General features: G+C 61.5%; 17 protein-coding genes. 9 read left to right on the top strand and 8 right to left on the bottom strand.

What is annotated here, in order from left to right; genetic code table 11:
• Positions 1-7: 7 nt before the first annotated feature.
• From purT to DCO47_RS06635, 5 genes are all read right to left on the bottom strand, one after another.
• On the bottom strand, positions 8-1,189 hold the full coding sequence (gene purT, locus DCO47_RS06655) for a formate-dependent phosphoribosylglycinamide formyltransferase (protein WP_065615856.1): 1,182 nt from the start codon (positions 1,187-1,189) through the stop codon (positions 8-10).
• A gap of 100 nt (positions 1,190-1,289) precedes the next feature.
• Positions 1,290-1,757: a VUT family protein gene (locus tag DCO47_RS06650; protein ID WP_016771544.1), complete on the bottom strand. Its 468-nt coding sequence runs from the start codon at positions 1,755-1,757 to the stop codon at positions 1,290-1,292.
• Between the two features lie 133 nt (positions 1,758-1,890).
• The gene (locus DCO47_RS06645; protein WP_064364385.1) at positions 1,891-2,106 is read right to left on the bottom strand and encodes a DUF1289 domain-containing protein; all 216 of its coding nucleotides are present in this window, start codon (positions 2,104-2,106) and stop codon (positions 1,891-1,893) included.
• Positions 2,103-2,627 carry a gamma carbonic anhydrase family protein gene (locus DCO47_RS06640; RefSeq protein WP_042606912.1) on the bottom strand — a complete coding sequence of 175 codons (525 nt, stop codon included), beginning with the start codon at positions 2,625-2,627 and terminating at the stop codon, positions 2,103-2,105. The genes DCO47_RS06645 and DCO47_RS06640 overlap by 4 nt, the downstream gene beginning before the upstream one ends.
• Before the next feature lie 39 nt (positions 2,628-2,666).
• Positions 2,667-3,266 carry a CoA pyrophosphatase gene (locus DCO47_RS06635; RefSeq protein WP_042606911.1) on the bottom strand — a complete coding sequence of 200 codons (600 nt, stop codon included), beginning with the start codon at positions 3,264-3,266 and terminating at the stop codon, positions 2,667-2,669.
• A gap of 147 nt (positions 3,267-3,413) precedes the next feature.
• Here DCO47_RS06635 and DCO47_RS06630 point away from each other — a divergent pair, with 147 nt between their 5' ends.
• The 8 genes from DCO47_RS06630 (at position 3,414) to DCO47_RS27220 (ending at position 15,307) form a co-directional block, all read left to right on the top strand.
• Positions 3,414-3,968 carry an NUDIX hydrolase gene (locus tag DCO47_RS06630; RefSeq protein WP_042606910.1) on the top strand — a complete coding sequence of 185 codons (555 nt, stop codon included), beginning with the start codon at positions 3,414-3,416 and terminating at the stop codon, positions 3,966-3,968.
• A gap of 74 nt (positions 3,969-4,042) precedes the next feature.
• The gene (locus tag DCO47_RS06625; protein ID WP_042606909.1) at positions 4,043-4,558 is read left to right on the top strand and encodes a murein L,D-transpeptidase family protein; all 516 of its coding nucleotides are present in this window, start codon (positions 4,043-4,045) and stop codon (positions 4,556-4,558) included.
• A gap of 282 nt (positions 4,559-4,840) precedes the next feature.
• The gene (locus DCO47_RS06620) at positions 4,841-5,572 is read left to right on the top strand and encodes a GntR family transcriptional regulator (protein ID WP_042606908.1); all 732 of its coding nucleotides are present in this window, start codon (positions 4,841-4,843) and stop codon (positions 5,570-5,572) included.
• 24 nt (positions 5,573-5,596) lie between these two features.
• Positions 5,597-6,703, top strand: coding sequence for an N-acetylglucosamine-6-phosphate deacetylase (gene nagA / locus DCO47_RS06615; protein ID WP_116657768.1), 1,107 nt, complete (start codon positions 5,597-5,599; stop codon positions 6,701-6,703).
• On the top strand, positions 6,684-7,706 hold the full coding sequence (locus DCO47_RS06610) for an SIS domain-containing protein (protein WP_116657767.1): 1,023 nt from the start codon (positions 6,684-6,686) through the stop codon (positions 7,704-7,706). Before nagA ends, DCO47_RS06610 begins: the two co-directional genes overlap by 20 nt.
• Before the next feature lie 34 nt (positions 7,707-7,740).
• Positions 7,741-10,254, top strand: coding sequence for a phosphoenolpyruvate--protein phosphotransferase (ptsP, locus tag DCO47_RS06605; protein ID WP_116657766.1), 2,514 nt, complete (start codon positions 7,741-7,743; stop codon positions 10,252-10,254).
• A 23-nt stretch (positions 10,255-10,277) separates the two neighbouring features.
• On the top strand, positions 10,278-11,993 hold the full coding sequence (gene nagE, locus DCO47_RS06600) for an N-acetylglucosamine-specific PTS transporter subunit IIBC (protein ID WP_116657765.1): 1,716 nt from the start codon (positions 10,278-10,280) through the stop codon (positions 11,991-11,993).
• A gap of 155 nt (positions 11,994-12,148) precedes the next feature.
• On the top strand, positions 12,149-15,307 hold the full coding sequence (locus DCO47_RS27220) for a dermonecrotic toxin domain-containing protein (protein ID WP_256590090.1): 3,159 nt from the start codon (positions 12,149-12,151) through the stop codon (positions 15,305-15,307).
• Between the two features lie 2,663 nt (positions 15,308-17,970).
• Here DCO47_RS27220 and DCO47_RS06590 read toward each other — a convergent pair.
• From DCO47_RS06590 to purL, 3 genes are all read right to left on the bottom strand, one after another.
• Positions 17,971-18,333: a DUF6124 family protein gene (locus DCO47_RS06590; RefSeq protein ID WP_116657764.1), complete on the bottom strand. Its 363-nt coding sequence runs from the start codon at positions 18,331-18,333 to the stop codon at positions 17,971-17,973.
• A 946-nt stretch (positions 18,334-19,279) separates the two neighbouring features.
• On the bottom strand, positions 19,280-19,591 hold the full coding sequence (locus DCO47_RS06580) for a YqfO family protein (RefSeq protein ID WP_042607740.1): 312 nt from the start codon (positions 19,589-19,591) through the stop codon (positions 19,280-19,282).
• Positions 19,592-19,596: 5 nt separating this feature from the next.
• Complete coding sequence (gene purL / locus DCO47_RS06575) at positions 19,597-23,493, bottom strand: phosphoribosylformylglycinamidine synthase (RefSeq protein ID WP_116657762.1); 3,897 nt, start codon at positions 23,491-23,493, stop codon at positions 19,597-19,599.
• A 285-nt stretch (positions 23,494-23,778) separates the two neighbouring features.
• Here purL and mltF point away from each other — a divergent pair, with 285 nt between their 5' ends.
• Entirely contained in the window at positions 23,779-25,239 is a 1,461-nt protein-coding gene (gene mltF, locus DCO47_RS06570) for a membrane-bound lytic murein transglycosylase MltF (protein ID WP_080902468.1), read from the top strand.
• Positions 25,240-25,306: the final 67 nt, after the last annotated feature.

The following is a 25,306-nucleotide window of genomic DNA, read 5'->3' as shown; positions in this document are numbered from 1 at the left end:
GACTCGCTTACAGCTCTACAACAACAGCCTTGGAAGCACGGGTCGCCTTGGCACGCGCCGCCTCGATCGATTCATCCCGCGCGAGCGCCACGCCCATGCGGCGCTGGCCGTTCACTTCCGGCTTGCCGAACAAGCGCAGCGCCGTGTCCGGCTCGCTCAGTGCAGCGCCGAGGTTGGCGAATGCAGTCTGGGTCGACTGGCCTTCCACCAGAATCACCGCCGACGCCGACGGGCCGAACTGACGGATCAGCGGCACCGGCAGGCCGAGAATGGCGCGGGCGTGCAGAGCGAATTGCGACAGGTCCTGGGAAATCAGCGTCACCAGACCGGTGTCATGCGGGCGTGGCGAGACTTCGCTGAACCACACCTGGTCGCCTTTGATGAACAGCTCGACGCCGAACAGACCACGGCCACCCAGCGCTTCAGTCACTGCTTTGGCGACACGCTCGGATTCAGCCAGGGCAATCGGGCTCATCGCTTGTGGCTGCCAGGATTCCTGATAGTCACCTTTCTCCTGACGGTGACCGACCGGCGCGCAGAACGTAGTGCCGCCGATGTGGCGCACGGTCAGCAGGGTGATTTCGTAATCGAAATCGATGAAGCCTTCGATGATCACCCGACCTTTACCGGCGCGACCGCCCTCTTGCGCGTAATCCCAGGCTTTCTGCACGTCCTCGGCGCCGCGCAGCAGGCTCTGGCCCTTGCCCGACGAACTCATTACCGGCTTGACCACGCAAGGGAAACCCAGATCCTGAACGGCTTTGCTGTAGTCCTCGAATGTGTCGGCAAAGTGGTATGGCGAGGTCGGCAGGTCCAGCTCTTCGGCGGCCAGACGGCGGATGCCTTCACGGTTCATGGTCAGTTGCGCCGCACGCGCGGTTGGAATGACGGTGAAGCCTTCGGTTTCCAGCTCGACCAGCGTGGCGGTGGCAATGGCCTCGATTTCCGGCACGATGAAATGCGGCTTCTCCGCTTCGATCACTGCACGCAGGGCGGCGCCATCGAGCATGTTGATCACGTGGCTGCGATGGGCGACTTGCATGGCCGGCGCGTTGGCGTAGCGGTCGACGGCAATCACTTCAACGCCCAGGCGCTGCAGTTCGATTACCACTTCCTTGCCCAACTCACCACAGCCACACAGCAATACGCGGGTCGCGGTTGGCGACAATGGAGTTCCGATACGGGTCATCTCAGGTCCTCAAAGGAAGCGGATCATCGAGGAAAGCCACGCAGGTGCGCTTTCCATGGGGAGAAAGCGCGGCATTTTACATGAACCCGAGGGTTTGGCTTCAGCTGGCGACAGCCTGTTTGCGATCACGCCAGGCCATGATCAGCCAGACCGCCGTGACGCCGGCGAACTTGGAGGCCAGCGCAGTGATGATCACCGGTGGCGTCAAGGCGTCGATCATGCCGAAAAAGATGAAGGTATCCAGCGGAATGCTCAGCGCCGAGCTGATCCACAAGCGGTCGCGCAACGGCCGCTTGGTGATGCTGAACACCAGCCAGTCGATGCACTCGGAGACCGCAAACGCCGTGGCGCTGGCCAGTGCGATGGAAGGGTCGGAGGTAATGTAGGAAAGCACCAGCGCCGCCAGCATCGCCACGATCGCACCATGACCGAAGCGCGTTTGCACCATGTCGCGCAGTACGAACACCAGCCCGCCCCAGGCCGACCAGATGATGTCCAGGTGCGGCGCGGTGGAAAAGGCGAAGTTGATCAGCACGACGCTGCTGATGTAAGCGATGAGGAAAATCATGGAGGCGACCTGGCAGATTGGCACACAGATTACTTCAGCCAAAGTAGAATCAAAAGATCGCAGCCTTCGGCAGCTCCTACAGGGAAAACGCATTTCAAATGTAGGAGCTGCCGAAGGCTGCGATCTTTTGATCTTAATGCCCGGTTGTCTTACCAATCATCCACACCAACCCACTCGCCTTCGCCCGCTCATGACACGACCCCAGTACCGCCCGACGCTCGTCATTGCTCATGCGGCCCCAGCGGGTGATCTCCTCGACCGTGCGCTGGCAGCCGGTGCAGATATCGTCTTCATCCAGCGCGCAAATATTCACGCATGGCGAGGCAACAGGTCGTTCGATGCTGGTCATTCTTCCTGCTCAACCAGATCACGGGCGTAACGCTGCGAGTTATGCACATAGTGCGCGGCGCTGGCTTCGAGCATCTTTTTCTGCGGCTCGGTGAGTTCGCGCACAACCTTGCCCGGTGAGCCCATCACCAGCGAACCGTCAGGAATTTCCTTGCCTTCGCCGATCAGCGAATTGGCGCCGATGATGCAGTTCTTGCCGATCTTCGCGCCATTGAGAATCACCGCGTTGATACCGATCAGGCTGTAATCGCCGACCGTGCAGCCGTGGAGCATGGCGTTGTGGCCGATGGTCACGCCAGTGCCGATGGTCAGCGGATAACCCATATCGGTGTGCATCACCGTGCCGTCCTGCACATTGCTGTTCTTGCCGATGAGGATCAGTTCGTTGTCGCCGCGCAACACGGCGTTGAACCAGACGTTGGCGCCCTCTTCCAGGCGGACCTTGCCGACGAGCACGGCATTGGGCGCGACCCAGCTCTGCGGATGGGTTTCGACACGGGCGTCGCCCAGGCGATATTTCATCTTGTTTTCCTCGGGGCTCACGGCCGTTCGAACGACGGCTCAGGTATCGATAAAGCTTTTCGGCGGTTGGTGCAGGCTGATTTTGGCGTCATAGAGCAGGTTGATCAACTCGACGATCATGATCGCCGTCAGCCCCCAGATCTTGTACTCGCCGAAGCGATAGCTCGGCACATACCAACTGCGGCCCTGATAGTCGATGCGATGGGTGTGCTCGCGCGGGTCCTTGCGGAAGAATTCCAAGGGCACGCTGAAGACGGCGGCGATTTCGGCATCATTGGGTTGGTATTCGACAAAGTCGGGAATCACCCCGACATACGGCGTTACCTTGATACCGTGCAGGGAAATCAGCGGACTCAGCGGGCCGATGACTTCGACCAGCCCCGGCGGCAGTCCGATTTCTTCTTCGGCTTCACGCAGCGCAGTGAAGATCAGGTCCGGGTCTTCCGGGTCGCGGCGTCCACCAGGAAAGGCGACTTCGCCGCCGTGGGTCGAAAGCCCGCTGGCGCGCAGGGTCAGGACCAGTTCCGGTTCGTCACTGCGGGTGATCGGCACCAGCACGGCGGCTTCGGGGAAACGTGCGTCGGTCTCCAGCGTGCGCGGTGTGTGGTTGCTTACCCTATGCAGTAGCTCGTCCAGCATGAGTGTTCTCGATCGGTGCCTTGCTCCGCATCATGCACCAATCAAAGCGAGCGCCCAAGCCCCCGAAACCCGTCGTGTCGCGAAACGACAACTTGCCGACCGGCCCCGCTGCACGCCAAGATAGGCGCAGCATTCAGGAACCCGAGCATGAAATTTTGCAGCCACTGCGGTAACCCGGTCACCCAGCGCATTCCCGAAGGCGACTCGCGGCTGCGATTTGTCTGCGACAGCTGTCAGACCATTCACTACCAGAATCCCAATATCGTCGCCGGTTGCGTGCCGACCTGGGGCACGCAAGTGTTGCTCTGCCGCCGCGCCATCGAGCCACGTCTCGGTTACTGGACGCTGCCGGCCGGCTTCATGGAAAACGGCGAGACCATCGAACAGGCGGCCATCCGCGAGACCGCCGAGGAAGCCTGCGCCCGGGTGCGTAACCTGAGCATCTACACGTTGATCGACGTGCCGCACATCAGTCAGGTGCACGTGTTCTTCCGCGCCGAACTGGCCGACCTGGAGTTCGCCGCCGGCCCTGAAAGCCTTGAAGTGCAGTTGTTCGATGAAGCCGACATCCCGTGGGACGAGCTGGCTTTCCGCACGGTCGGGCGTACCTTAGAATGCTTCTTCGCTGATCGGCGCGTCGAGAACTACCCGGTGCGTTCGGAATCGATCCCGCCACTGGTGCAGCCGGTCATTGTTGGCTAGAAGATCAAAAGATCGCAGCCTTCGGCAGCTCCTACCTAAAACCTGATTGCGTCACTCCCTGGGGAATCGTTTCAATGCGCTGGTTGCTTGCCCTGTTCTGCCTGTCGTTCGTCAGCGTTTCGCAAGCGTCATTCGTGACCACCGTGACGCCATCGAATACCCCGCTGATCGAAAAAGTCCTGGTACTCAAATCGGCCCACCAACTGCAGTTGATCGCCGACGGCAAGCCGCTGAAGACCTATCGCATTTCCCTGGGCAAGGGGGCGAAGAAAGGGCCGAAACTGATCGAGGGCGATAAACGCACACCCGAAGGTTTCTATTGGATCGACTGGCGCAAGACCAGCGAGAAATTCAACCTGTCGATGCACATTTCCTACCCGAACATCAGCGACGCCGCCCGCGCGCGCCGTGAAGGTGTCGAGCCCGGTGGGATGATCATGATCCACGGCACCCCGGACTCGGAAGACAACCCGGAGCAGCTGTTCCATACCCTCGACTGGACCGATGGCTGCATCGCCATGCGCAACGTCGACATGCGTGAAGTGTGGAACCTGGTGCCGGACGGCACCATGATCGAGATTCGCCCGTAACCTCGACCGCTGGTCACCCGTAAAAAAATAAATCAAAAGATCGCAGCCTTCGGCAGCTCCTACAGGGGTGATACCACTCCGAATTGTAGGAGCTGCCGCAGGCTGCGATCTTTTGCTTTTTATCGCCTATCGTTAATACCACTTGATACCACCACCCCTGAACACCGCCATTTCACTGGGTTAGAGGCCATTTACCTGCGTTGACATGGTATTCAAGTGGTATTAGTTTCCGCCCCACAAGCGAGCCACAACAATCCTATACTCGCGACGGAAACAACCTACATGAACGACCTCCAATCCCTACGTCCCGACGACGCCCAGCCGACGCCGCTGTACTTGCAGCTGGCGCGCAATCTGGAAGCGGCGATTCATGCCGGGCAGTGGAAGGCCGAACAGGCAATGCCGTCCGAACGCAACCTCAGCGACCAGCTCGGCATCTCCCGGGTCACCGCGCGCAAGGCATTGGAAGTCTTGCTCGAGCAAGGTCTGATCCGCCGCCTGCAAGGCTCTGGCACATTCATCACCCCACGTCTGGAACAACCGCTGTCGCGGCTTTCCGGCTTCAGCGAAATGCTGCGTTTGAAAGGCTTCGTACCCAGCTCGAAGTGGCTGGAGCGGGAAATCACTCTGCCGACCCACGAAGAACTGATCCGCCTCGGCCTGTCGCCCAATGACAAAGTCGCGCGGATGAAGCGCTTGCGCAAAGCCGATGACACGGTCATGGCGATTGAAATGAGTACCCTGCCCGCGTCGATCATGCCCAAACCGCAAGCGGTGGGTGATTCGCTCTACGAATACCTCGACGGCATCGGCAAACCGATCGTCCGCGCCCTCCAGCACATCCAGGCGATCAACGCCTCTGACGAGTTCGCCGCCCTGGTCGGCATCGCCCCCGGCACCGCCATGCTGCTGATGACCCGGGTCGGCTATCTGGAAGACAACACGCCGATCGAAGTCACCGACACCTATTGCCGCAACGATTACTACGACTTTGTTGCAGAGCTGCGCCGCTGAGCGCGGCCCCAAGCGAGAACGAAAATGTCCGAAGACAACATCCTCACCGCCAGCGGCTGGGTTCGCGGCCGGCTGATTCACGAACACGGCAAGGTCGTGTCGATCGACGGCGTGCCCTGCGATCCGGCCGATAACGATCTGCCTTATCTGCTGCCGGGGTTCATCGACCTGCACGTTCACGGCGGCGGAGGCAAAGACATCATGGAAGGCGCGGACGCCTTCGAAACCATCAGCAAAACCCACGTGCGCTTTGGCACGACCTCGTTGCTGGCCACCACCATGACTGCGCCGCGCGCCGAGATCTCCAGCGTCCTCAAAGCGGTAGGAGAGTTCTGCGAACAGCGTCCGAAAGGCGCCGCGCGAGTGCTTGGCGTGCACCTTGAAGGCCCGTACATCAACCCGGGAAAACTCGGCGCCCAACCCAATTTCGCCCATACCGCGTTGATGGCCGAAGTCGAAGAATATCTGGCGCTGGCGCCGATCCGCGTGATTACGATCGCCCCGGAAATCGCCGGCCACGATGCATTGATTCGTGAACTGAGCAGCCGTGGCATCCGCATGCAGATCGGCCACACCCTCGGCAGCTACGAGGAAGGCGTCGCCGCGCTGGCTGCCGGTGCGACCAGCTTCACTCACCTGTACAACGCCATGAGCCCGCTGCATCACCGCGAGCCGGGCATCGTCGGTGCGGCACTCGCCCATGCGCAGTACGCCGAGCTGATCCCCGATCTGCTGCACGTGCACCCCGGCGCCATTCGCGTGGCCCTGCGCTCGATCCCGTGCCTGTATTGCGTGACCGATTCGACCGCCGCCGCCGGTATGCCCGACGGTGAATACAAGCTCGGCAGCCACACCGTGACCAAATGCCTGGGCGGCGTGCGCCTGCCCGACGGCACGCTGGCCGGCAGCACCCTGACCATGGATCAGGCTCTGCGCAATCTGGTGAAGATCGGCTTGCCGATCGCCGAGGCCTCGCAACGTCTGTCGCAATTTCCCGCCGACTACCTCGGCATTACCGAACGCGGGCGCCTGGCCCCGGGTGCCTGGGCCGACTGCGTGCGGCTCGATCGTTCACTCACACTGACCGCCGTCATGGTCGAAGGAGAAGACATTGACTTCAAAAATGCTTGAAGAGGCGCTGTCCTCGTTCGAGGCCGTGCAAGCCCAACTGCAACAGCTCGACGCGCCGATGATCGAAATCGCCGGGCGCCTGCGCCGGCAGCCGCCGCAAGTGGCGATGACCGTCGCTCGTGGCAGCTCCGACCACGCGGCGAGCTACTTCGCCTACCTGACCATGCAGCAACTCGGCGTGCCCGTGGCCTCATTGCCGATGTCCGTAGTGACCATGCAGCAAGCGCCATTGAAAGTCAGCGGTCAGGTTGCGTTCGCGTTTTCGCAGTCGGGGCAGAGCCCGGATCTGGTCAACAGCCTGCGCCTGTTGCGCAAGCGTGGCGCGCTAAGTGTGTCGATGGTCAATGCCGCCGATTCGCCACTGGAAGCAGCCTGTGAATTCAGCCTGCCGCTGCTTGCCGGGACTGAAAGCAGCGTCGCCGCGACCAAGAGTTTTATCGCCACCCTTAGCGCCAGCGCCCGCTTGATCGCGCACTGGAAAGAAGACAGCGAATTGCTCGAGGCCGGCAACGCCCTGCCTGAAGGTTTGCGCGAAGCCGCAAAACAGGACTGGAGCGTCGCCATCGAAACGCTGCGCGATTGTCAGCGCCTGATGGTGATCGGCCGTGGCGCCGGTTTCGCCATCGCCCAGGAAGCGGCGCTGAAATTCAAGGAAACCTCGGCGATTCAGGCCGAAGCGTTCAGCAGCGCCGAAGTCCGTCACGGGCCGATGGCGCTGATCGACGAACACTATCCACTGCTGGTCTTTGCCCCACGCGGCGCCGAGCAGGCTGGCCTGCTGAGCCTCGCGGCAGAAATGCGCCAACGCGGCGCCCGGGTACTGCTCGCCGCCCCGGATGACGTCAGCGAACGCGACCTGACCCTGACTCGCGCCGACCACCCGGCCCTCGACCCGATTCTGGCGATCCAGAGTTTCTACGTGATGGCCGCAGGCCTGGCCGTGGCGCGGGGCATGGACCCGGATCAGCCGCGCCATTTGAGCAAAGTGACCCGCACGCATTAAGTCCGACTGACTGCACACCTGATGAGACCCAGCCATGCCCGACAACAATAAAGAGCTGACCCTCAGCGCCCCGCTCAGCGGCCCCGTGCTGACGCTCGCCAACGTCCCGGACGCGGTGTTCGCCAGTGGCGCGATGGGCGACGGCATCGCCATCGACCCGCTCAACGACACGCTGTATTCGCCCTGCGCCGGCGTGATCATCCACGTCGCGCGCAGCAGCCACGCGGTGACCGTGCGCGCCGACAACGGCGCCGAAATCCTTCTGCATCTGGGCCTCGACACTGTTGAGCTGAACGGTGAAGGTTTCGCCATGCTGGTCAAGGAAAGCGACCGCGTCAGCCTCGGTCAGCCGCTGTTGCGTTATGACCTGGACAAGGTCGGACAGCAGTGCAAAAGCCTGGTCAGCCTGCTGATTCTGACCAACAGCGCGGATTTTCAGGTGCGGCCGATTACCGTCAAAACGGTGAAGGTCGGCGAGCCACTGCTGCACATCATCGCGCGCCAAGCGGTGGCGGCGAATGCCGATACAAGCGGCGGCCCCGAGGCTCGGGGCCAGGTGCGGGTCGCTCATCGCGGCGGCCTGCATGCGCGCCCCGCTGCGCTGATCCGGCAAACCGCCCAGGGTTTCAACAGCCAGGCACAGCTGCACTTCAACGGCAAATCAGCGCCGTGCAACAGCCTGATCGGCTTGATGGGGCTGGCGATCGCTGAACAGGATGAAGTGCAGGTCAGTTGTCAGGGGCCGGACGCCGATGCCGCATTGCAAGCGCTGCTCAGCGCATTGGCCACGGCGCTGCCGGACGATCATCACGGGCAAGCGCCGGTCAGCACTGCGGCGCTGAAACGTCCGGCCGAGGCTGGCGTGTTGCACGGTGTTTGCGCGGCGCCGGGGCTGGTCGCCGGGCCGTTGTTTCGCTTGAACGCAATCACGTTGCCGGCGGATATGGGCAACCACGATCCGGTGCAACAGCAACAGACTCTCGAAACGGCGTTGAACGCGGTGCGCAGCGAAATCGCCGCTACTCTCGCCCAAGCGAAAAAGCACAGCAACGCCGACGAAGAAGCGATCTTCGCCGCGCACATGGCGCTGCTCGAAGATCCGGCCCTGCTCGACGCCGCGCAGCAATTCATCGCGCAAGGCACCGCAGCGACGCACGCCTGGAGTCAGTCGATCGACGCCCAGTGCGCCATGCTCCAAGGCACCGGCAGTCCGCTGCTGGCCGAGCGTGCCAACGATTTGCGCGACCTCAGGCAGCGCGTACTGCGCGCCCTGCTTGGCGAGGCCTGGCAATACCAGGTGCCGGCCGGCGCCATCGTCGCGGCGCAGGAACTGACGCCGTCGGATCTGCTGCAACTCAGCGCGCAAGGTGTCGCCGGGTTGTGCATGGCCGAGGGCGGCGCCACCTCCCATGTCGCGATCCTGGCGCGCGGCAAAGGCCTGCCGTGCATCGTCGCTTTGGGTGCGCAATTGCTCGATCAACCGCAAGATCAGGCCGTGGTACTCGACGCCGACGGCGGTCGTCTCGAATTGACGCCAAACGCCGAGCGCCTGAGCGAAGTGCAACAGGCGCAAATCCAGCGCCAGCAGCGTCGCGAAAGCCAGCAAGCCAAGGCGCATTTGCCCGCCGAAACCCGCAATGGCGTGCACATCGAAGTAGTTGCCAATGTCGCCTCCAGCAGCGAAGCCGCAGACGCCTTTGCCGACGGTGCCGATGGCGTCGGCCTCTTGCGCACCGAGTTTCTCTTCGTCGATCGCCAGACGGCACCGGACGTCGAAGAACAGCGCGGCGCGTATCAAGCGGTCATCGATGCCATGGGCGACAAATCGGTGATCATTCGCACCATCGACGTCGGTGGCGACAAGCAACTCGACTACCTGCCGCTGCCCGCCGAGGCCAACCCGGTGCTCGGTCTGCGCGGCATTCGTCTGGCCCAGGCGCGCCCGGAAATTCTCGATCAGCAACTGCGCGCGCTGCTGCAGGTCAAGCCGTTGCAACGTTGCCGGATTCTCTTGCCGATGGTCACCGAAGTTGACGAACTGCTGCAGATTCGCCAGCGCGTCGACGCCTTGTGTCTTGAGCTGGGCATTGCCGAGCGCCCGGAGATCGGCGTGATGATCGAAGTCCCCGCCGCCGCGCTGCAGGCCGAACAACTGGCCGAACACGCCGACTTCCTCTCGATCGGCACCAACGATCTGTCGCAATACACCCTGGCCATGGACCGCGATCACGCCGGCCTGGCGGCGCGGGTCGACGCCCTCCATCCGGCGCTGCTGCGTCTGATCGCCATGACCTGCGAAGGCGCGGCGGTGCACAAACGCTGGGTCGGGGTCTGCGGCGCCCTCGCCTCCGACCCGCTGGCGACGCCGGTGCTGATCGGCCTGGGCGTCACCGAATTGTCGGTGAGCCCGGTGCAGATCGGTGAGATCAAGGACCGCGTGCGCCAGGTGCACGAAGCCGAATGTCAGCGCCTGAGCCGCGACCTGCTCAAGCTGTCCAGCGCCGCCGCCGTTCGCCACGCCTGTCATCAACATTGGCCTCTGCGCTAACAAAAACAACAAGGACCAACGCCATGTACCAACTCTTCATCGAAGGCCTGCAACGCCTCGGCCGCGCGCTGATGCTGCCGATCGCGATCCTGCCGATCGCCGGCCTGCTGCTGCGCCTGGGCGACACCGACCTGTTGAACATCGCGATCATTCACGATGCCGGGCAAGTGATCTTCGCCAACCTGGCGATGATCTTCGCCATCGGCATCGCCGTCGGTTTCGCCAAAGACAACAACGGCACCGCCGGCCTGGCCGGGGTGATCGGTTATCTGGTGATGATCTCTACCCTCAAGGTGCTCGATTCGACCATCAACATGGGCATGCTCGCCGGGATCGTCAGCGGCCTGTTGGCCGGCGCGCTGTACAACCGCTTCAAGGACATCAAGCTGCCGGAGTATCTGGCGTTCTTCGGTGGCCGGCGTTTCGTGCCGATTGTCACCGGGTTCGCGGCGGTCGGGCTGGGCGTGCTGTTCGGCTACATCTGGCCGCCGATCCAGCAGGGCATCAACGCGTTCGGCGCGCTGATGATGGAAAGCGGCAGCATTGGCGCGTTCGTCTTCGGCGTGTTCAACCGCCTGCTGATCGTCACCGGCCTGCATCACATCCTCAACAACATGGCGTGGTTCGTCTTCGGCAACTTCACCGATCCGACCACTGGGGCATTGGTGACTGGCGATCTGTCGCGCTATTTCGCCGGCGACCCGAAGGGCGGCCAGTTCATGACCGGCATGTTCCCGATGATGATCTTCGGCCTCCCCGCCGCCTGTCTGGCGATGTACCGCAATGCCCTGCCGGAGCGGCGCAAGGTGATGGGCGGGATCTTTTTATCCATGGCGCTGACCTCGTTTCTGACCGGCGTGACCGAGCCGATCGAGTTCGCCTTCATGTTTCTCGCACCGCTGCTGTTCCTCCTGCATGCGCTGCTGACCGGGCTGTCGATGGCGATCACCAACGGCCTGAACATTCATCTGGGCTTTACCTTTTCCGGTGGCTTCATCGACATGATTCTCGGCTGGGGCAAATCCACCAATGGCTGGCTGGTGGTGCCTGTCGGCCTGGCTTACGCGGTCATTTATTACCTGGTGTTCGACTTCTGTATCCGCCGCTTCAACCTCAAGACGCCGGGACGCGAAGACGTGGCCACGGCAGAAAAAGCCGTGCTTTCGCAGACCGAACGCGCCAGCGCTTACATCAAGGCCTTGGGCGGCGCAGAGAATCTGCTGACCGTCGGCGCGTGCACGACCCGACTGCGCCTGGAAATGGTCGACCGCAACAAGGCGTCGGACGCCGGGCTGAAAGCGCTGGGCGCGATGGCCGTGGTGCGCCCGGGCAAGGGTGGCAGTTTGCAGGTCGTGGTCGGACCGCTGGCCGATAGCATCGCTGATGAAATCCGCTTGGCGATGCCGGCGCTGGGCCGTGGGGCGCTGGTTGACACTGCTGTGACCGTCGAGGAGCCGATGACCGTTGCACTTGCCAGCAACGAGGCGCAGCAGTGGCTGAATGCTCTGGGCGGCCGCGACAATGTGCTGCAGCTTGATTGCATCGCCATGACCCGGATTCGCCTGCAACTGGCCGATGACAAGGTGTTGTCCGAGACGCAGCTCAAGGTGCTGGGCTGCCTGGGTGTCAGCCGCCTGGACGGTGGGGTCTGGCATTTGCTGGTGGGCGACAAGGCAGCGAGTTTGAGTGGGGCGCTGGAGGGGTTGGTCAGTCGCCGGGAGTTCAGCGCGCAGGTTTGAATCTGCGCTGGTCTGGCGGGCCTCTTCGCGAGCAGGCTCGCCGCCACCCAGACAGGCATTCCACAAAGAGGCTCCCGACACATACATATATACCACCCCGCAAAACACCTCCCTCGCCATGCTGAGCCTTCATCCTCAGCCTGGAGAAAGTGCCCGTGAGCACCCCCAAAGCCCCCACCCCCGAAGAGATCAGAAGCGACCTCAACCAGATCGGCGATTATCTGTTCAACACACCCACGCCGCTGCTTCCCGAACTCAAACCGACCACCGGACAGACCTACCTTAAACGCCTCAACGAACAGCTGAAAACCTACCGGACAAGCTATCAGCAACGCAGCCGTCTGCTTTTTCAGGAGCTGGACACCAGCGACCTGCAAAGCGAAAACGGCAAGAAGCTGATCGCAACCCTGAAGATCAGGCTCAACACCCAACTGATCAACATGGACCTGCGGGACCAGATCGACGGCAAGCCGGCAAAAACCTTCCTCAAATATGACGCGGGCTTCACCGCCATCGAACACGAGGCACAACAGGCCGTCAGTGATCGCCTGCTGCACCCGCAAGCCGGCGAGTTGCTGAAAAAAACCGGCCTGGGCCCGATGCTGCGTCCCGCCATGTATGCACTGCAGTTCAGCTATCAGGCCACCATTGTCGAATTGGCCGGCGCCTTTGTCGTCACGCAAAATGACAGCCCGCGAGTCACCGACCTGCTGAACGGTTCAAGCGCCGGCTACGCCGTGCTGTTCACGCCCGCACGAGGCATCGAGTTCTTCAATTCTCTGACCGATCTCGATAGTCACCTGCGCGAGTCGCTGAATTCGCGCAGTGGCCGTCTCGACTTCATGCAAATGCTGCCGACGCGCTATCACGACGTCGGTGCCGCAGGGATCTGGCCGCTATCGCTCGCGCCAATCGACAGCAAACCCCTGTTCGAACACACCTACGACGCGCTGATCGAAAAACGCACGCAGGATATCGAGCGCGCCTTGAGCTTCGCCGACAACCCGCAACAAGACCCTGCGCAATTGCTCACAGCGCTGGAAAAAGCGGTCACCGCCACCCTGCCGGATCTCACGCCGCGCCTGGAGTTACGCGCACTGACCCTGTTCGAACGCCACTTGCGCTACAGCGCACCGGACTGGTACCGCAGCGCCAGCAGCACAAAACAGATCGAACTGGCGCAGCACTTGAGCAACTACCAGCAGGCGCGGGAACGTTTGCTCGACCTGATGGAGCCCGTCGGCAGTCTGATCGCACTGGCGCGCCAGCAATGGCTGGAACGCCTGAGCGATGATCTGGAGATCGACGATCTCGAGCCGGAAAAACTGCAGATCAGCACCGATCGCCGAGTGCCGGGCTATGGCGTTTATACGCATCAATGCAATCTGCTCGATCTGTCCTTGCGCGGCGCGCACACGGGCGATGAATTGCCGGGCTCGGAATTCCTGAGCTACACCACGCTCACCTACGACGGCGCGCCCTTGCCGGAGCGTTATGTCGACTTGACACCGCAATGGCTGGTCAAGGAAGCGATAAGCCTGGAGCCCCGGGTTGACTTCAATCGCCTGCAAAAAGACATGCACGCCCGAGCCGCAATCAAGCCCGCCATTGAGCGAATGCTTGATCAACGCATCGTCGCCCTCGCCCATACGGCAGTCCTGCAGGGGCACCTGCTCGACAGTGATTTGTCGTTGATCCAGCGCTTGCGCAGCGGCGGCGATCCGCTCCTGAGCGCCGCCACTCTGTCGGTGCACGGCGCACAACTGCAGGATGTATGGGTCTTGCGCCAGAGCGACGCCAGCGGCGCGGTCAAGCGTGTCTTGCTGTGCACCCCGCAGGCCCCTCGCGAGCGACAGTTCCAGGCCTTCGACAGTGAGCTTGAATGCCAGACCCATCTGCTGGGCTGGGCCACACACAGCGATACCGCCGACAGCATGACGGGCTACCTGATCAGCCGCGCACCGATGCGCTTTCGCCCGGCGCTGCGCAAAGTACTGGCGGGCCTGAGCTTCAGACCTGAAGCGATGGAACACCAGAAGGTCACTTTCGAACACTGTGGCGACCATCTCGTCTGCCTGAAGGCGATGGCCGTTCACATGCTCGCTACGCGCGTCGATGACTACGACTTCAGCACCCCCCTGTGGTATCGCTCGACCACCGCTGCCGATCGCAGACAACTCTCGACCCTGAGCGAAGAGGCCGAAGGCGCGTTGCGCGGGTTCAACCAGCACGCCTTGTCCGGCAGCCAATTTCCGGCTTTTGATGACTACGTGCACCAACAGGCGAAGATCAGTCTGAACCGCCTGCTCAAGCGCTCGGCCAATGATGTCGACCCGGATACCGTCTGGGCCTACGCGCCGATGTCCATCGTGCCCTCATTGACGCCGAAACCGCTGACGTATACCCAGTTGTATCGCGACGGCTATGCCGATGGCGTCGGTTTTCTCGATGAGAAATTCTCCCGCTCGGCACGTTTCAAGGGGCCGCCGGGTATCGATGTCAGCAACCTGACCGCACAGAACGTCGCACGCTCGGTCACCGGGGTGTGGATCGGCGAACGCTACACCAACAAGGTCAGGGATGACCTGCAGAGCTCGACCAGCGAGGGCTACGATTTCAGACGCAACGCGACCCTGGCGATTACTCAGCGCCAGATGAAGGTCGCCGCGCTGGAATGCCAGCTGCAAGGACATATCAGCCGCAGCGATCGGCAATGGCTGGAGCAAAGCATCACCAGCATGGAGGAAACCTCGGGGCCGACGCGCACCAAATACCCGATCCATCGATTGATGATCGATGGCGAGTGGGTGATGGATGTGTGGCTGTTCAGCCATTCCGATAACCCGGTGTTGCTCTATACCCCGGACGCACCCGACGGTGTCAGGTTTCGCGAAGCGCGGCTGTTCAACTACCTGCTCCAACAGCAGACCGGCATGATCGAATACCTCACCTCTCGGGTAGGCGTGAGTGCTCAGACGCGAGTGCGGACGTTCCTCGAAAACGCAAAAAAAACAGCTCCCCAAAGGCCTCGACAAGACTACGCCCAGCCCGGCGCGCTACGATTCAACGCCCGCCACCGCTGCCGTCAGCGATTTGCGCTCGGCGCTGTACAACATGAAGCTGCAGCGCCGGATCGACAACGTCCACGCCACGACCACCAGTCGAGCGCAGATGATCGCCGGGCTGATCTGGACCAGTGTCGAATGGCTCGCGGCCATTGCCACCGCCCCTTTCCCGCTGCTCAGTCTGAGCACCGGATTGCTGCTGGCTTTCAAGGACGCGATGCTCGCCCTGCACGCTTATCGGCAGGGTGACCACGGTGAAGCTTTCCAGCATTTGCTCGGTTACCTGTTCAACAGTGTCGGCGCGGTGCTGACCGATCTCCGCCCCGCCCTGCGCTCACTCAAGCTCGCGCGCCGACCGCTGCGCCAAGCGATCGCCAGTGCTGGCAACGAACAGCAGAATGTCGTGACCTTGGTCGATCAGGTAGCGCCTCGACCTGACTGGGATGACATGCGTCCGGTGGTTTTCAGAGGCCGGATTTACCTTGCCGGGAAAAATCCCGACGCACTCGGTCGTTATCTGCTCTATCGCAGCAAGCCGAACTCCCCTGACATCGTCTCGACCGGCATCCTCGTTGTTCGCAATTCAGACGGGGTGATGGTGCGCAGTGGCATGGTCGGCGGCGCGCCGAAATACGATGCCGTGCCAGACACACCGAGCCCACGCAAAGACTACGGCGTGGTGCCCAAATACCGGGAGCGCGTCGCGATGGTGATGAATCCGCAATTCCGCGACGACGTAATCAAGAGAGGTCAGGACTACATGGGCGTCTCGCCCCTCTCAACCCTGACCGGCGTAGTTGAGGGTCTGGCCTCGACACGCGCCGCCTATATGGATCAGGTAGAAAAACTCACCACCGATGCCACAGGTCATTTCGCCGAACTCGCCGCCCTGCCCGCTCGCGCCGAAGTCCCGGCAGTTGCTGCCGATACTTCATTTGCGCAGTTGATCAACAGCGACGCATTCAAAGGGAAAAACCTGGTGATCGGCGCCCAACCCGGTTCCATCGCCAGCAAACAGGTGCTGATCGATTCTCTGGACGAACTCATTGCCAGCGGTTTCAAGCGCTTGCATGTCGAGTATCTGGCGGACGACATCTTTCATGCCAAGCTGGAAAATTTCAACAAGAAGCTCAGCTGGGAAAACATCAAAACCCACCTCAGAGGTGTTGACCACGCGCTGGGGCACACGGAGAAGGCGCCGTTCTCCTATCTGGCACTTATGCGCGCCGCCCGGAAAAAGAAGTTGCGCGTCCACGCTCTGGACGCCTCGACCAGTTATCAACTGGAGCGCGCCATGACGCTGGCCGACGCCTCGCCGTTGACCCCACGAAGCAACAGCATCAGAAATTTTTATTCGCACAGGAAACTGTCTGCCGATATCGCCGACGCCCCCGACGAACGCTGGATCGTCCTCACCGAACAGTCACGCATGTGCACCTTCGACGAGACACCAGGCCTGGCCGACCTGCACGATGCCATCGCCGTGCGGATTGAAGACATCGACCTGGGTCAATCCGCACGCATCAGCCTCGATTCACCCGGTGCGATCAGCGGTGATGCAGCCGCGAAGGGAGATTATCTTGTGCAAATGCCGACTGCGTACAAGGCACCACGGGCCGTCCCGAAGCCAGTGGCACCGGCCGCGGCTTCCGCTCAATTGGGCGACTACGACATGGCGTCGTCGTTTCACGAGGGTGTGGTCAGGCTGATGCGCGACCGAAACGGCCTCGACACTTTCTTCAATCCCGCGAAAGAAGACCGTGAATTGTTCACGGCCTTTATCGCTACCCGACAGCGCCTGGGCAAAGCGGCCAGAGCCGCCTCCAGCGAATTCAAACATGCGAAGCCAGACGCGCTGCCGGTGATTGCCAGCGACGAAACCTTTGACACGTTTCTGCAAAAACTGGCCGACGGCCGCTTGAATCTGCTGATCGGAGAAAATCCAACCGAGGTGTCAGGCAAGGCGCTGCTCAGGAAACACATGAAGGCATTCAAGGATGCGGGTTATGACACGCTGTACCTTGCGAATATGTTCACCGATCTGCATCAGGCCGAACTGGATATTTTTCATCTGACGCAGCGCATGCCCGAGCGCCTCAGAGCCCATCTGCAAAAGCTGAGCGCGGACCGCCCGAGTGGTTATGTGGGTAACGACAATTTCAACGAGGTCTGTGAGGCGGCGGCCAAATACAACATCCGTATCCGCGCCATCGATTGCGTCGCCAGCTACCACGTTAAAGGGCTGCCGGATCCCGAGCTGTCGAGGAAAGAGATATTCAGCTATTTCGCCACGCAAGTGATCAAGAATGACCAATTGGTCCACGGGCCGCATAAATGGATGGCACTCGTTGACGCCACGCAGACCAACTACAGTCTGGGGGTTCCGGGGCTGGGCGAGACGCTGGGCGCGGTCAGTCTTCACGTCCGCGACAGTACGCCTGGTCTGGCCAGCTCGATCCAACAGGGCGCGTGGTCGACAATGATTCCGGAAAAAGCGGTCAACACACGGGCCGTGCGCAGTAATTTCACCCTGAACATCGCGGTGCCTGGCAAAAAGAACATTGCGCCGACGCCGCCTGTCAGACGCAGCAAACTGACCCAGCCCGGTATGTTCCTGATCGAAAACGAAGGCACGAGCGGAACACGTCTGGTGCATAAATCCAAAGCGGGTGAAATTGTCGTCACGCCGATTCAGGCCAACGACCAAGGCTTGTTGTTCATAGATCGCTGGGATAAGAAAGACCAGGGGTTCAAATACCTGCGAACGCTGATCGAGATGCTTGTGACCGACGTGAAACTGACCCAGGTGAAATAACACAGGTTCGCTTGCGCGTTGTGTAAGAACCACTGGGTCTGGAAGCCCAGTGGTTTTTTTATGACCGAAAGCAAGCGAACGGCCAGGGACCCGGGTTTCAGGTTCGCGGATCAACCCGATCCAGCGCCCGATTCACCGCCAGCTCCGCGAGCATGATGATCTGCTGAATGGCCAGCGCCGTATTGCGCTGTGGCCGCCCCAGCTGATCGGCGAAATCGCTGGCCAGAGTGTTGGCTGAAGCGAGGGATTCACAGGCGTGGGCCAGGAGGGTTTCGGTGTCGATTTCCGGCTGGATCACAAACATGGTGCTGGGCGGGTGCGGTTTGCCTGGCTGCGGGCACAGGTAAAAATCCAGAGCACGCTTGATCGCTTCGCGGTTTTTGGCGAGGTCGTCGGCGCGGATGGCTTGTTCGAGGGGGGTTGTGGGTTCGAGGGGTGGGTCGGGAACGATTTTGTCCACAGTGCTTCTCCTGCTGATGCTGATGGGCAGCCATCGATCGCCGGATCTCACGCGGCGAATGGGTGGCAGCTATGTGCGAGGTGAGATCCACCGGAGCAGGCAACCGGCCAGACCGAAGTCTGCCCGCACACAGCCGCCATAAAACAGGCAGCAGATTGAGCTGGCGCCAATTATCGTGGTGCTGGCGCCAGTTGCAAGCTATCCGGGGATCTCACTCCCGATCGCTGATTCGCAGCGACGGGAAAAGACTAGAGATCGCACGTCCGACGGACAACCTGAAAACCTTGTGGGAAGGTTCTGGTCATCGGGTACCGGATTTAAACAATCTCAAGTTGTCGGGCGTCTGGATGGGCCTCATCGCGAGCAGGCTCACTCCTACAATTGGATCGAGTACAACCTCAAGAAACAGGTCGGCTGTCAGGCCGCCTTCGCGAGCAGGCTCGCTCCCACAGAAAAGCAAAGGCAAGATCAAAAGATCGCAGCCTTCGGCAGCTCCTACACGATGAGCGTTAGCTCGAGTAAAGCTTTTGATCTTGATCCACGGGCGACGTCGGAAGGCTGAGCGGAGGGATTGATCCGGGCGTGGGAGCGCAGCGACCGTCTGGCGCAGCCAGACACAGCGAGTGTAGGTGCAGCGGAGCAAACCGGAGCCGCTGCGCCCGGATCAGTCCCGCAGCGAAGGAACCCGAGCCTGCGAGGGCCGAACGCAGGAGCAAGCCTTTTGGGTTACCTTTTTGGCGTTTGAAAAAGGTGACTCGCCGTAAGGGCGAAACCGCCAGCCGCAGCCCCCGAAGAAACGGATATTCACTCAGTCAGCCAGAGCATGGTCGCCTATAAGGGCGCCATCGCGAGCAGGCCAACTCCTACAGAAAAGCAAATCGCAGGCAACAAAAAACCCGCAGACAATCCCTCATCTGCGGGTTTCCCGTTTCAGCAGCCAAGAAGATCAGAAATCTTCCAGCCGCCACACCTCATAAGCCGGCGTCTCGTACGGATGGCTAAGCTTCAAAGCCGCCACAACAGCAACAATCAACTCATCCGCAACAACAAGCTCAACCTTCCATTCCTCAACCCGCTCAACCTGCCCCGCCTCACCAATAAACGGCTGACTCCCGTCCAAAGGTCGAAACTGGCCCAGACCGAGCACCTGCCACGCACAGTGGTCATAGTCACCGATCCGCCCACCACCGGCAGCGAACACAGCGCCCTTGACCACCTCGACATGGCTGTCAGGAACAAAAAAGGCGAGCTTGTACACAGGCCTCAGTTGACCCAGACGCGGGCGTTACGGAACATGCGCATCCAAGGTGCGTCCTCGTTCCAGTCTTCCGAACGCCACGAGTTCTGCACCGCGCGGAACACTCGCTCCGGGTGCGGCATCATGATCGTCACGCGACCGTCACGGCTGGTAAGACCGGTGATCCCGCGCGGCGAGCCGTTCGGGTTGGCCGGGTAGGCTTCGGTGACCTTGCCGTGGTTGTCGACAAAACGCATCGCCACGCAACCGGACAGATCGGCTTCCAGCAGCGCTTCTTCGCTGGCGAACTCGGCATGTCCTTCACCGTGGGCGATGGCGATCGGCATGCGCGAACCGGCCATGCCCTGCAGGAAGATCGAGTTCGACTCCTGGATCTGCACCATCGCCACCCGCGCTTCGAACTGCTCGGAGCGGTTGCGCACGAAGTGCGGCCAGAACTCGCTGCCCGGGATCAGCTCGTGCAGGTTGGACATCATCTGGCAACCGTTGCACACGCCCAGCGTGAAGCTGTCGTTACGTTCGAAGAAGCCCTGGAACGCGTCGCGGGCGCGGCTGTTGAACAGCGCCGACTTGGCCCAGCCTTCACCGGCGCCGAGCACGTCGCCGTAGGAGAAACCGCCGCAGGCCACCAGGCCTTTGAACTCGTTGAGGTCGACACGACCGGCGAGGATGTCGCTCATGTGCACGTCGATCGCGCTGAAACCGGCGCGATCGAATGCGGCGGCCATTTCCACCTGACCGTTGACGCCCTGCTCACGCAGCACGGCAACCTGTGGGCGGATGCCTTTCTTGATGTAAGGCGCAGCGATGTCCTGATTGACGTCGTAGCTGAGCTTGACGCTCAGGCCCGGGTTGTCTTCTTCCAGCAGCGCGTCGAATTCCTGCTCGGCGCAGTCGGCGTTGTCACGCAGACGCTGGATCTGGTAGCTGGTCTCGGCCCACTGACGCTGCAGCAGACGACGCTGGCCTTCGAACACGGTGTCACCGTTGAAGGTGATGTTGATCTGGCCATTGTTGATCGGCTGACCGATCACCGACACGCAGTCGCCCAGACCGGCGGCGCTGAACTGCGCGAGGATGTCCGGGGTGGCGTCCTGGCGAACCTGGATCACCGCGCCGAGTTCTTCGTTGAACAGGATCGCGGCGATTTCCGACGCGGATTCGGCGACGCTGTCCAGGTTCAGGCTCAGACCGCAGTGGCCGGCGAAGGCCATTTCCACCACGGAGGCCAGCAGACCACCGTCGGAACGGTCATGGTAAGCCAGCAGGTGACCGTCGGCGTTGAGGCCCTGGATCACGGCGAAGAAGGCCTTCAGGTCTTCGGCGTCATCGACGTCCGGCGCGTGTTTGCCGAGCTTGCCGTGTGTCTGAGCAAGGATCGAAGCACCCATACGGTTCTGACCGCGACCGAGGTCGATCAGGATCAGGTCGGTGGTGCCCTTGTCCATGCGCAGTTCCGGGGTCAGGGTCTGACGGATGTCAGCCACTGGCGCGAAACCGGTAACGATCAGCGACATCGGCGAGGTGACAGTCTTGTCTTCGCCGTTGTCGTTCCAGCGCGTGGCCATGGACATCGAGTCCTTGCCCACCGGAATGGTGATGCCCAGCTCCGGGCACAGCTCCATGCCGACCGCTTTGACGGTGTCATACAGACGCGCGTCTTCACCCGGGTGGCCGGCCGCCGACATCCAGTTCGCCGACAGTTTGATGTCGGAGAGCTTGTTGATGCGCGACGCGGCAATGTTGGTGATGGTTTCGCCGATGGCCATGCGGCCCGATGCCGGGGCGTCCAGCAGAGCCAGCGGAGTGCGCTCGCCCATTGCCATCGCTTCACCGGTGTAGACATCGAAGCTGGTGGCGGTGACGGCAACGTCGGCCACCGGTACCTGCCACGGGCCGACCATCTGGTCACGAGCGACGAGGCCGGTGATGGTGCGATCGCCGATGGTGATCAGGAAGCTCTTGCTCGCCACGGCCGGGTGATGCAGAACGCGTTCGATGGACTCGCTGATGTCGAGGTTCGACGGATCGAAGTCATCGCCCAGTTCGGCTTCGCGAACCACCGACCGGTGCATGCGCGGCGCCTTGCCGAGCAAAACTTCCAGTGGCATGTCCACCGGGTTGTTGCCGAAGTGGCTGTCGGTCACGGTCAGTTGCGGTTCGGCGGTGGCTTCACCGACGACGGCAAACGGACAGCGCTCGCGTTCGCAGATCGCCTGGAAACGCTCGAAGTCTTCCGGGCCGACCGCCAGCACGTAACGCTCCTGGGATTCGTTTGACCAGATCTCGTGCGGGGCCATGCCCGGCTCGTCATTGGGGATGTTGCGCAGTTCGAAACGGCCACCGCGGTCGCCGTCATTGACCAGTTCCGGGAAGGCGTTGGACAGACCCCCCGCGCCGACGTCGTGGATGAAGCTGATCGGGTTCTTGTCACCCAACTGCCAGCAACGGTCGATGACTTCCTGGCAGCGACGCTCCATTTCAGGGTTTTCACGCTGCACGGAAGCAAAATCCAGATCCGCCGAACTGGTGCCGGTGGCCATCGACGAAGCCGCGCCGCCACCGAGACCGATCAACATCGCCGGGCCGCCGAGCACGATCAGCTTGGAGCCGACGACGATCTCGCCTTTCTTGACGTGCTCTTCGCGGATGTTGCCCATGCCGCCGGCGAGCATGATCGGCTTGTGGTAACCGCGCACTTCATCACCGTGCGGGGTGCTGATCGACTGCTCGAAGGTACGGAAGTAGCCGGTCAGCGCCGGACGGCCGAATTCGTTGTTGAACGCGGCGCCGCCGAGCGGGCCTTCGATCATGATGTCCAGCGCAGTGACGATGCGCTCAGGCTTGCCGTACGGCACTTCCCACGGCTGTTCGAAGCCCGGGATCTGCAGGTTCGATACGGTGAAACCGGTCAGGCCGGCCTTCGGCTTGGCGCCGCGACCGGTTGCACCTTCGTCACGGATCTCACCGCCCGAACCGGTGGATGCGCCCGGGAACGGGGCGATCGCGGTGGGGTGGTTGTGGGTTTCGACCTTCATCAGGATGTGCACCGGCTCCTGCACCGCGCCGTACTGGCGGGTTTCAGGGTTCGGGAAGAAGCGGCCGGCAACATTGCCGACGATCACCGAAGCGTTGTCCTTGTAAGCCGACAACACGCCTTCGCTGTGCATCTGATAGGTGTTCTTGATCATGCCGAACAGGCTTTTTTCCTGGCTCTGCCCGTCAATGTCCCAACTGGCGTTGAAGATCTTGTGGCGGCAGTGCTCGGAGTTGGCCTGGGCGAACATCATCAGTTCGATGTCGTGCGGGTTGCGCTTGAGACCGTTGAAGGCATTGACCAAGTAGTCGATCTCGTCTTCGGCCAGGGCCAGGCCCAGCTCGGTGTTGGCCTTTTCCAGCGCGGCGCGGCCGCCTCCAAGAATGTCGATTGCGGTCAGCGGCTTCGGCTCGGCGTGGCTGAACAGACCGGCAGCCTGCTCAAGGTTGGCCAGCACGATCTGGGTCATGCGGTCATGCAGGGCGTCCGAAATCAGCCGGGCTTCGGCTTCGCTGAACTGGCCGGCGACGTAGAAGGCGATACCGCGTTCCAGGCGCTGGACCTTGCTCAGGCCACAGTTGCGGGCGATGTCGCTGGCCTTGCTCGACCACGGCGAGATGGTGCCGAAACGCGGCAACACCAGAAACAGACGACCGGTCGGCTCTTGAACCGGAACACTTGGGCCGTACTTCAGAAGGCGCGCTAGCACCTGCTGTTCGTCGCCGGTCAGGACGCCGGTGACTTCGGCGAAGTGAGCGAATTCAGCATACAGGCCACTGACAGCTGGAACCTTCTGGCTCAGTTGCTCAAGGAGTTTGCTGTGGCGAAAGGCAGAAAGGGCAGGAGCGCCGCGCAGGATCAACATCTTCGGGACAGCCTCGGGAAGGGGTGTGCTTTGAGGCCGTGCATTCTAGCCTAAACCGACCTCAACATCACCCGAAACGCTACGCACGGTTGCACTCGGGTGGCGATCTGTGTTTCTGCCTCCGGGGTCAGGTAAATCGGGCGTTCAGGGACGGCTTATTTTTACTGTAACAAAATGCCGGCAAGGCCCGTATTCAAGGGATTTCGCTCGGATTTGTGATCGCTAGCAGACTACTCCTACGCTGTCGAGATATGGCGCCCGTGGCCGTTTGCGTATACTGCGCAGATGTTTTTCCCAACGGCTTTGCGTCCGCGATACGCCAAATGGCTGATCGCAACCGGACTCTTCCTGATGCTCGGTGGTTGTGTTGATAAACCCAACACACTCGAGCGCGTAAAGGAGGACGGTGTGCTGCGCGTGGTTACCCGCAACAGCCCCGCCACCTACTTTCAGGATCGCAGCGGTGAAACCGGCTTCGAATACGAGCTGGTGAAGCGCTTTGCCGACGATTTGGGCGTCGAGCTGAAGATCGAAACCGCCGACAACCTCGACGACCTGTTCAATCAGGTCGGCAAGCCGAACGGCCCGGTGCTCGCGGCGGCCGGTCTGGTCAGCAGCGACGAGCGCAAGAAGCAGGTGCGGTTCTCCCACTCCTACCTTGAAGTTACCCCGCAGATCATCTACCGCAACGGCCAGTCGCGGCCCACCGATCCGGCGGATCTGGTCGGCAAGAAGATCACCGTGCTCAAGGGCAGCACCCACGCCGAGCAACTGGCCGAGCTGAAACAGAAATATCCCGGTATCGAATACGAAGAATCCGACGCGGTTGAGGTGGTCGATCTGCTGCGCATGGTCGATGAGGGCCAGATTGACCTGACTCTGGTCGACTCCAACGAAGTGGCGATGAATCAGGTGTACTTCACCAACATCCGCGTGGCCTTCGACCTTGGCGACGCGCGCAGTCAAAGCTGGGCGGTTGGTCCGGGCGAAGACAACAGCCTGCTCAACGAAATCAACGCCTACCTGGACAAGGTGCAGAAGAACGGCACCCTGCAACGCCTGAAAGACCGCTACTACGGCCACGTCGATGTCCTTGGTTACATGGGCGCTACCACCTTCGCCCAGCACCTGCAGCAGCGCCTGCCGAAATACGAACAGCACTTCAAGAATTACGCGAAGAAAGAGAAAGTCGACTGGCGCTTGCTCGCCGCCATCGGTTATCAGGAATCGCTGTGGCAGCCGACGGTGACGTCAAAAACTGGCGTACGCGGCCTGATGATGTTGACCCAGAACACCGCGCAGGCGATGGGCGTATCCAACCGCCTCGATCCCAAGCAGAGCATCATGGGCGGCGCCAAGTACCTGGCTTACATGAAGGATCAGCTCGACGATTCGATCCAGGAGCCGGACCGCACCTGGTTTGCCCTGGCGGCGTACAACGTCGGCAGCGGCCATCTGGATGACGCGCGCAAACTGGCGGCGAAGGAAGGACTGAATCCGGACAAGTGGCTGGACGTGAAAAAGATCCTGCCGCGCCTGTCGCAGAAGCAGTGGTACAGCAAGACCCGTTACGGCTACGCCCGCGGCGGCGAACCGGTGCATTTCGTGGCGAACATCCGGCGCTACTACGACATCCTGACCTGGGTGACCCAGCCGCAGCTTGAGGGCGACCAGGTGGCCGAAGGCAACCTGCATGTGCCGGCGATCGACAAATCAAAACCGGCGCAAGAGCCCGCCCCGCTCTAACCCACACCACAAATCGAATTGTAGGAGTGAGCCTGCTCGCGATAGCGGTGTGTCAGTCAATTTGATG

Origin of the sequence: Pseudomonas sp. NDM (assembly GCF_003105095.1) — a bacterium.
Taxonomy (GTDB): Bacteria; Pseudomonadota; Gammaproteobacteria; order Pseudomonadales; family Pseudomonadaceae; genus Aquipseudomonas; species Aquipseudomonas moraviensis_A.
This window is presented reverse-complemented; position numbering and strand designations above follow the sequence as displayed.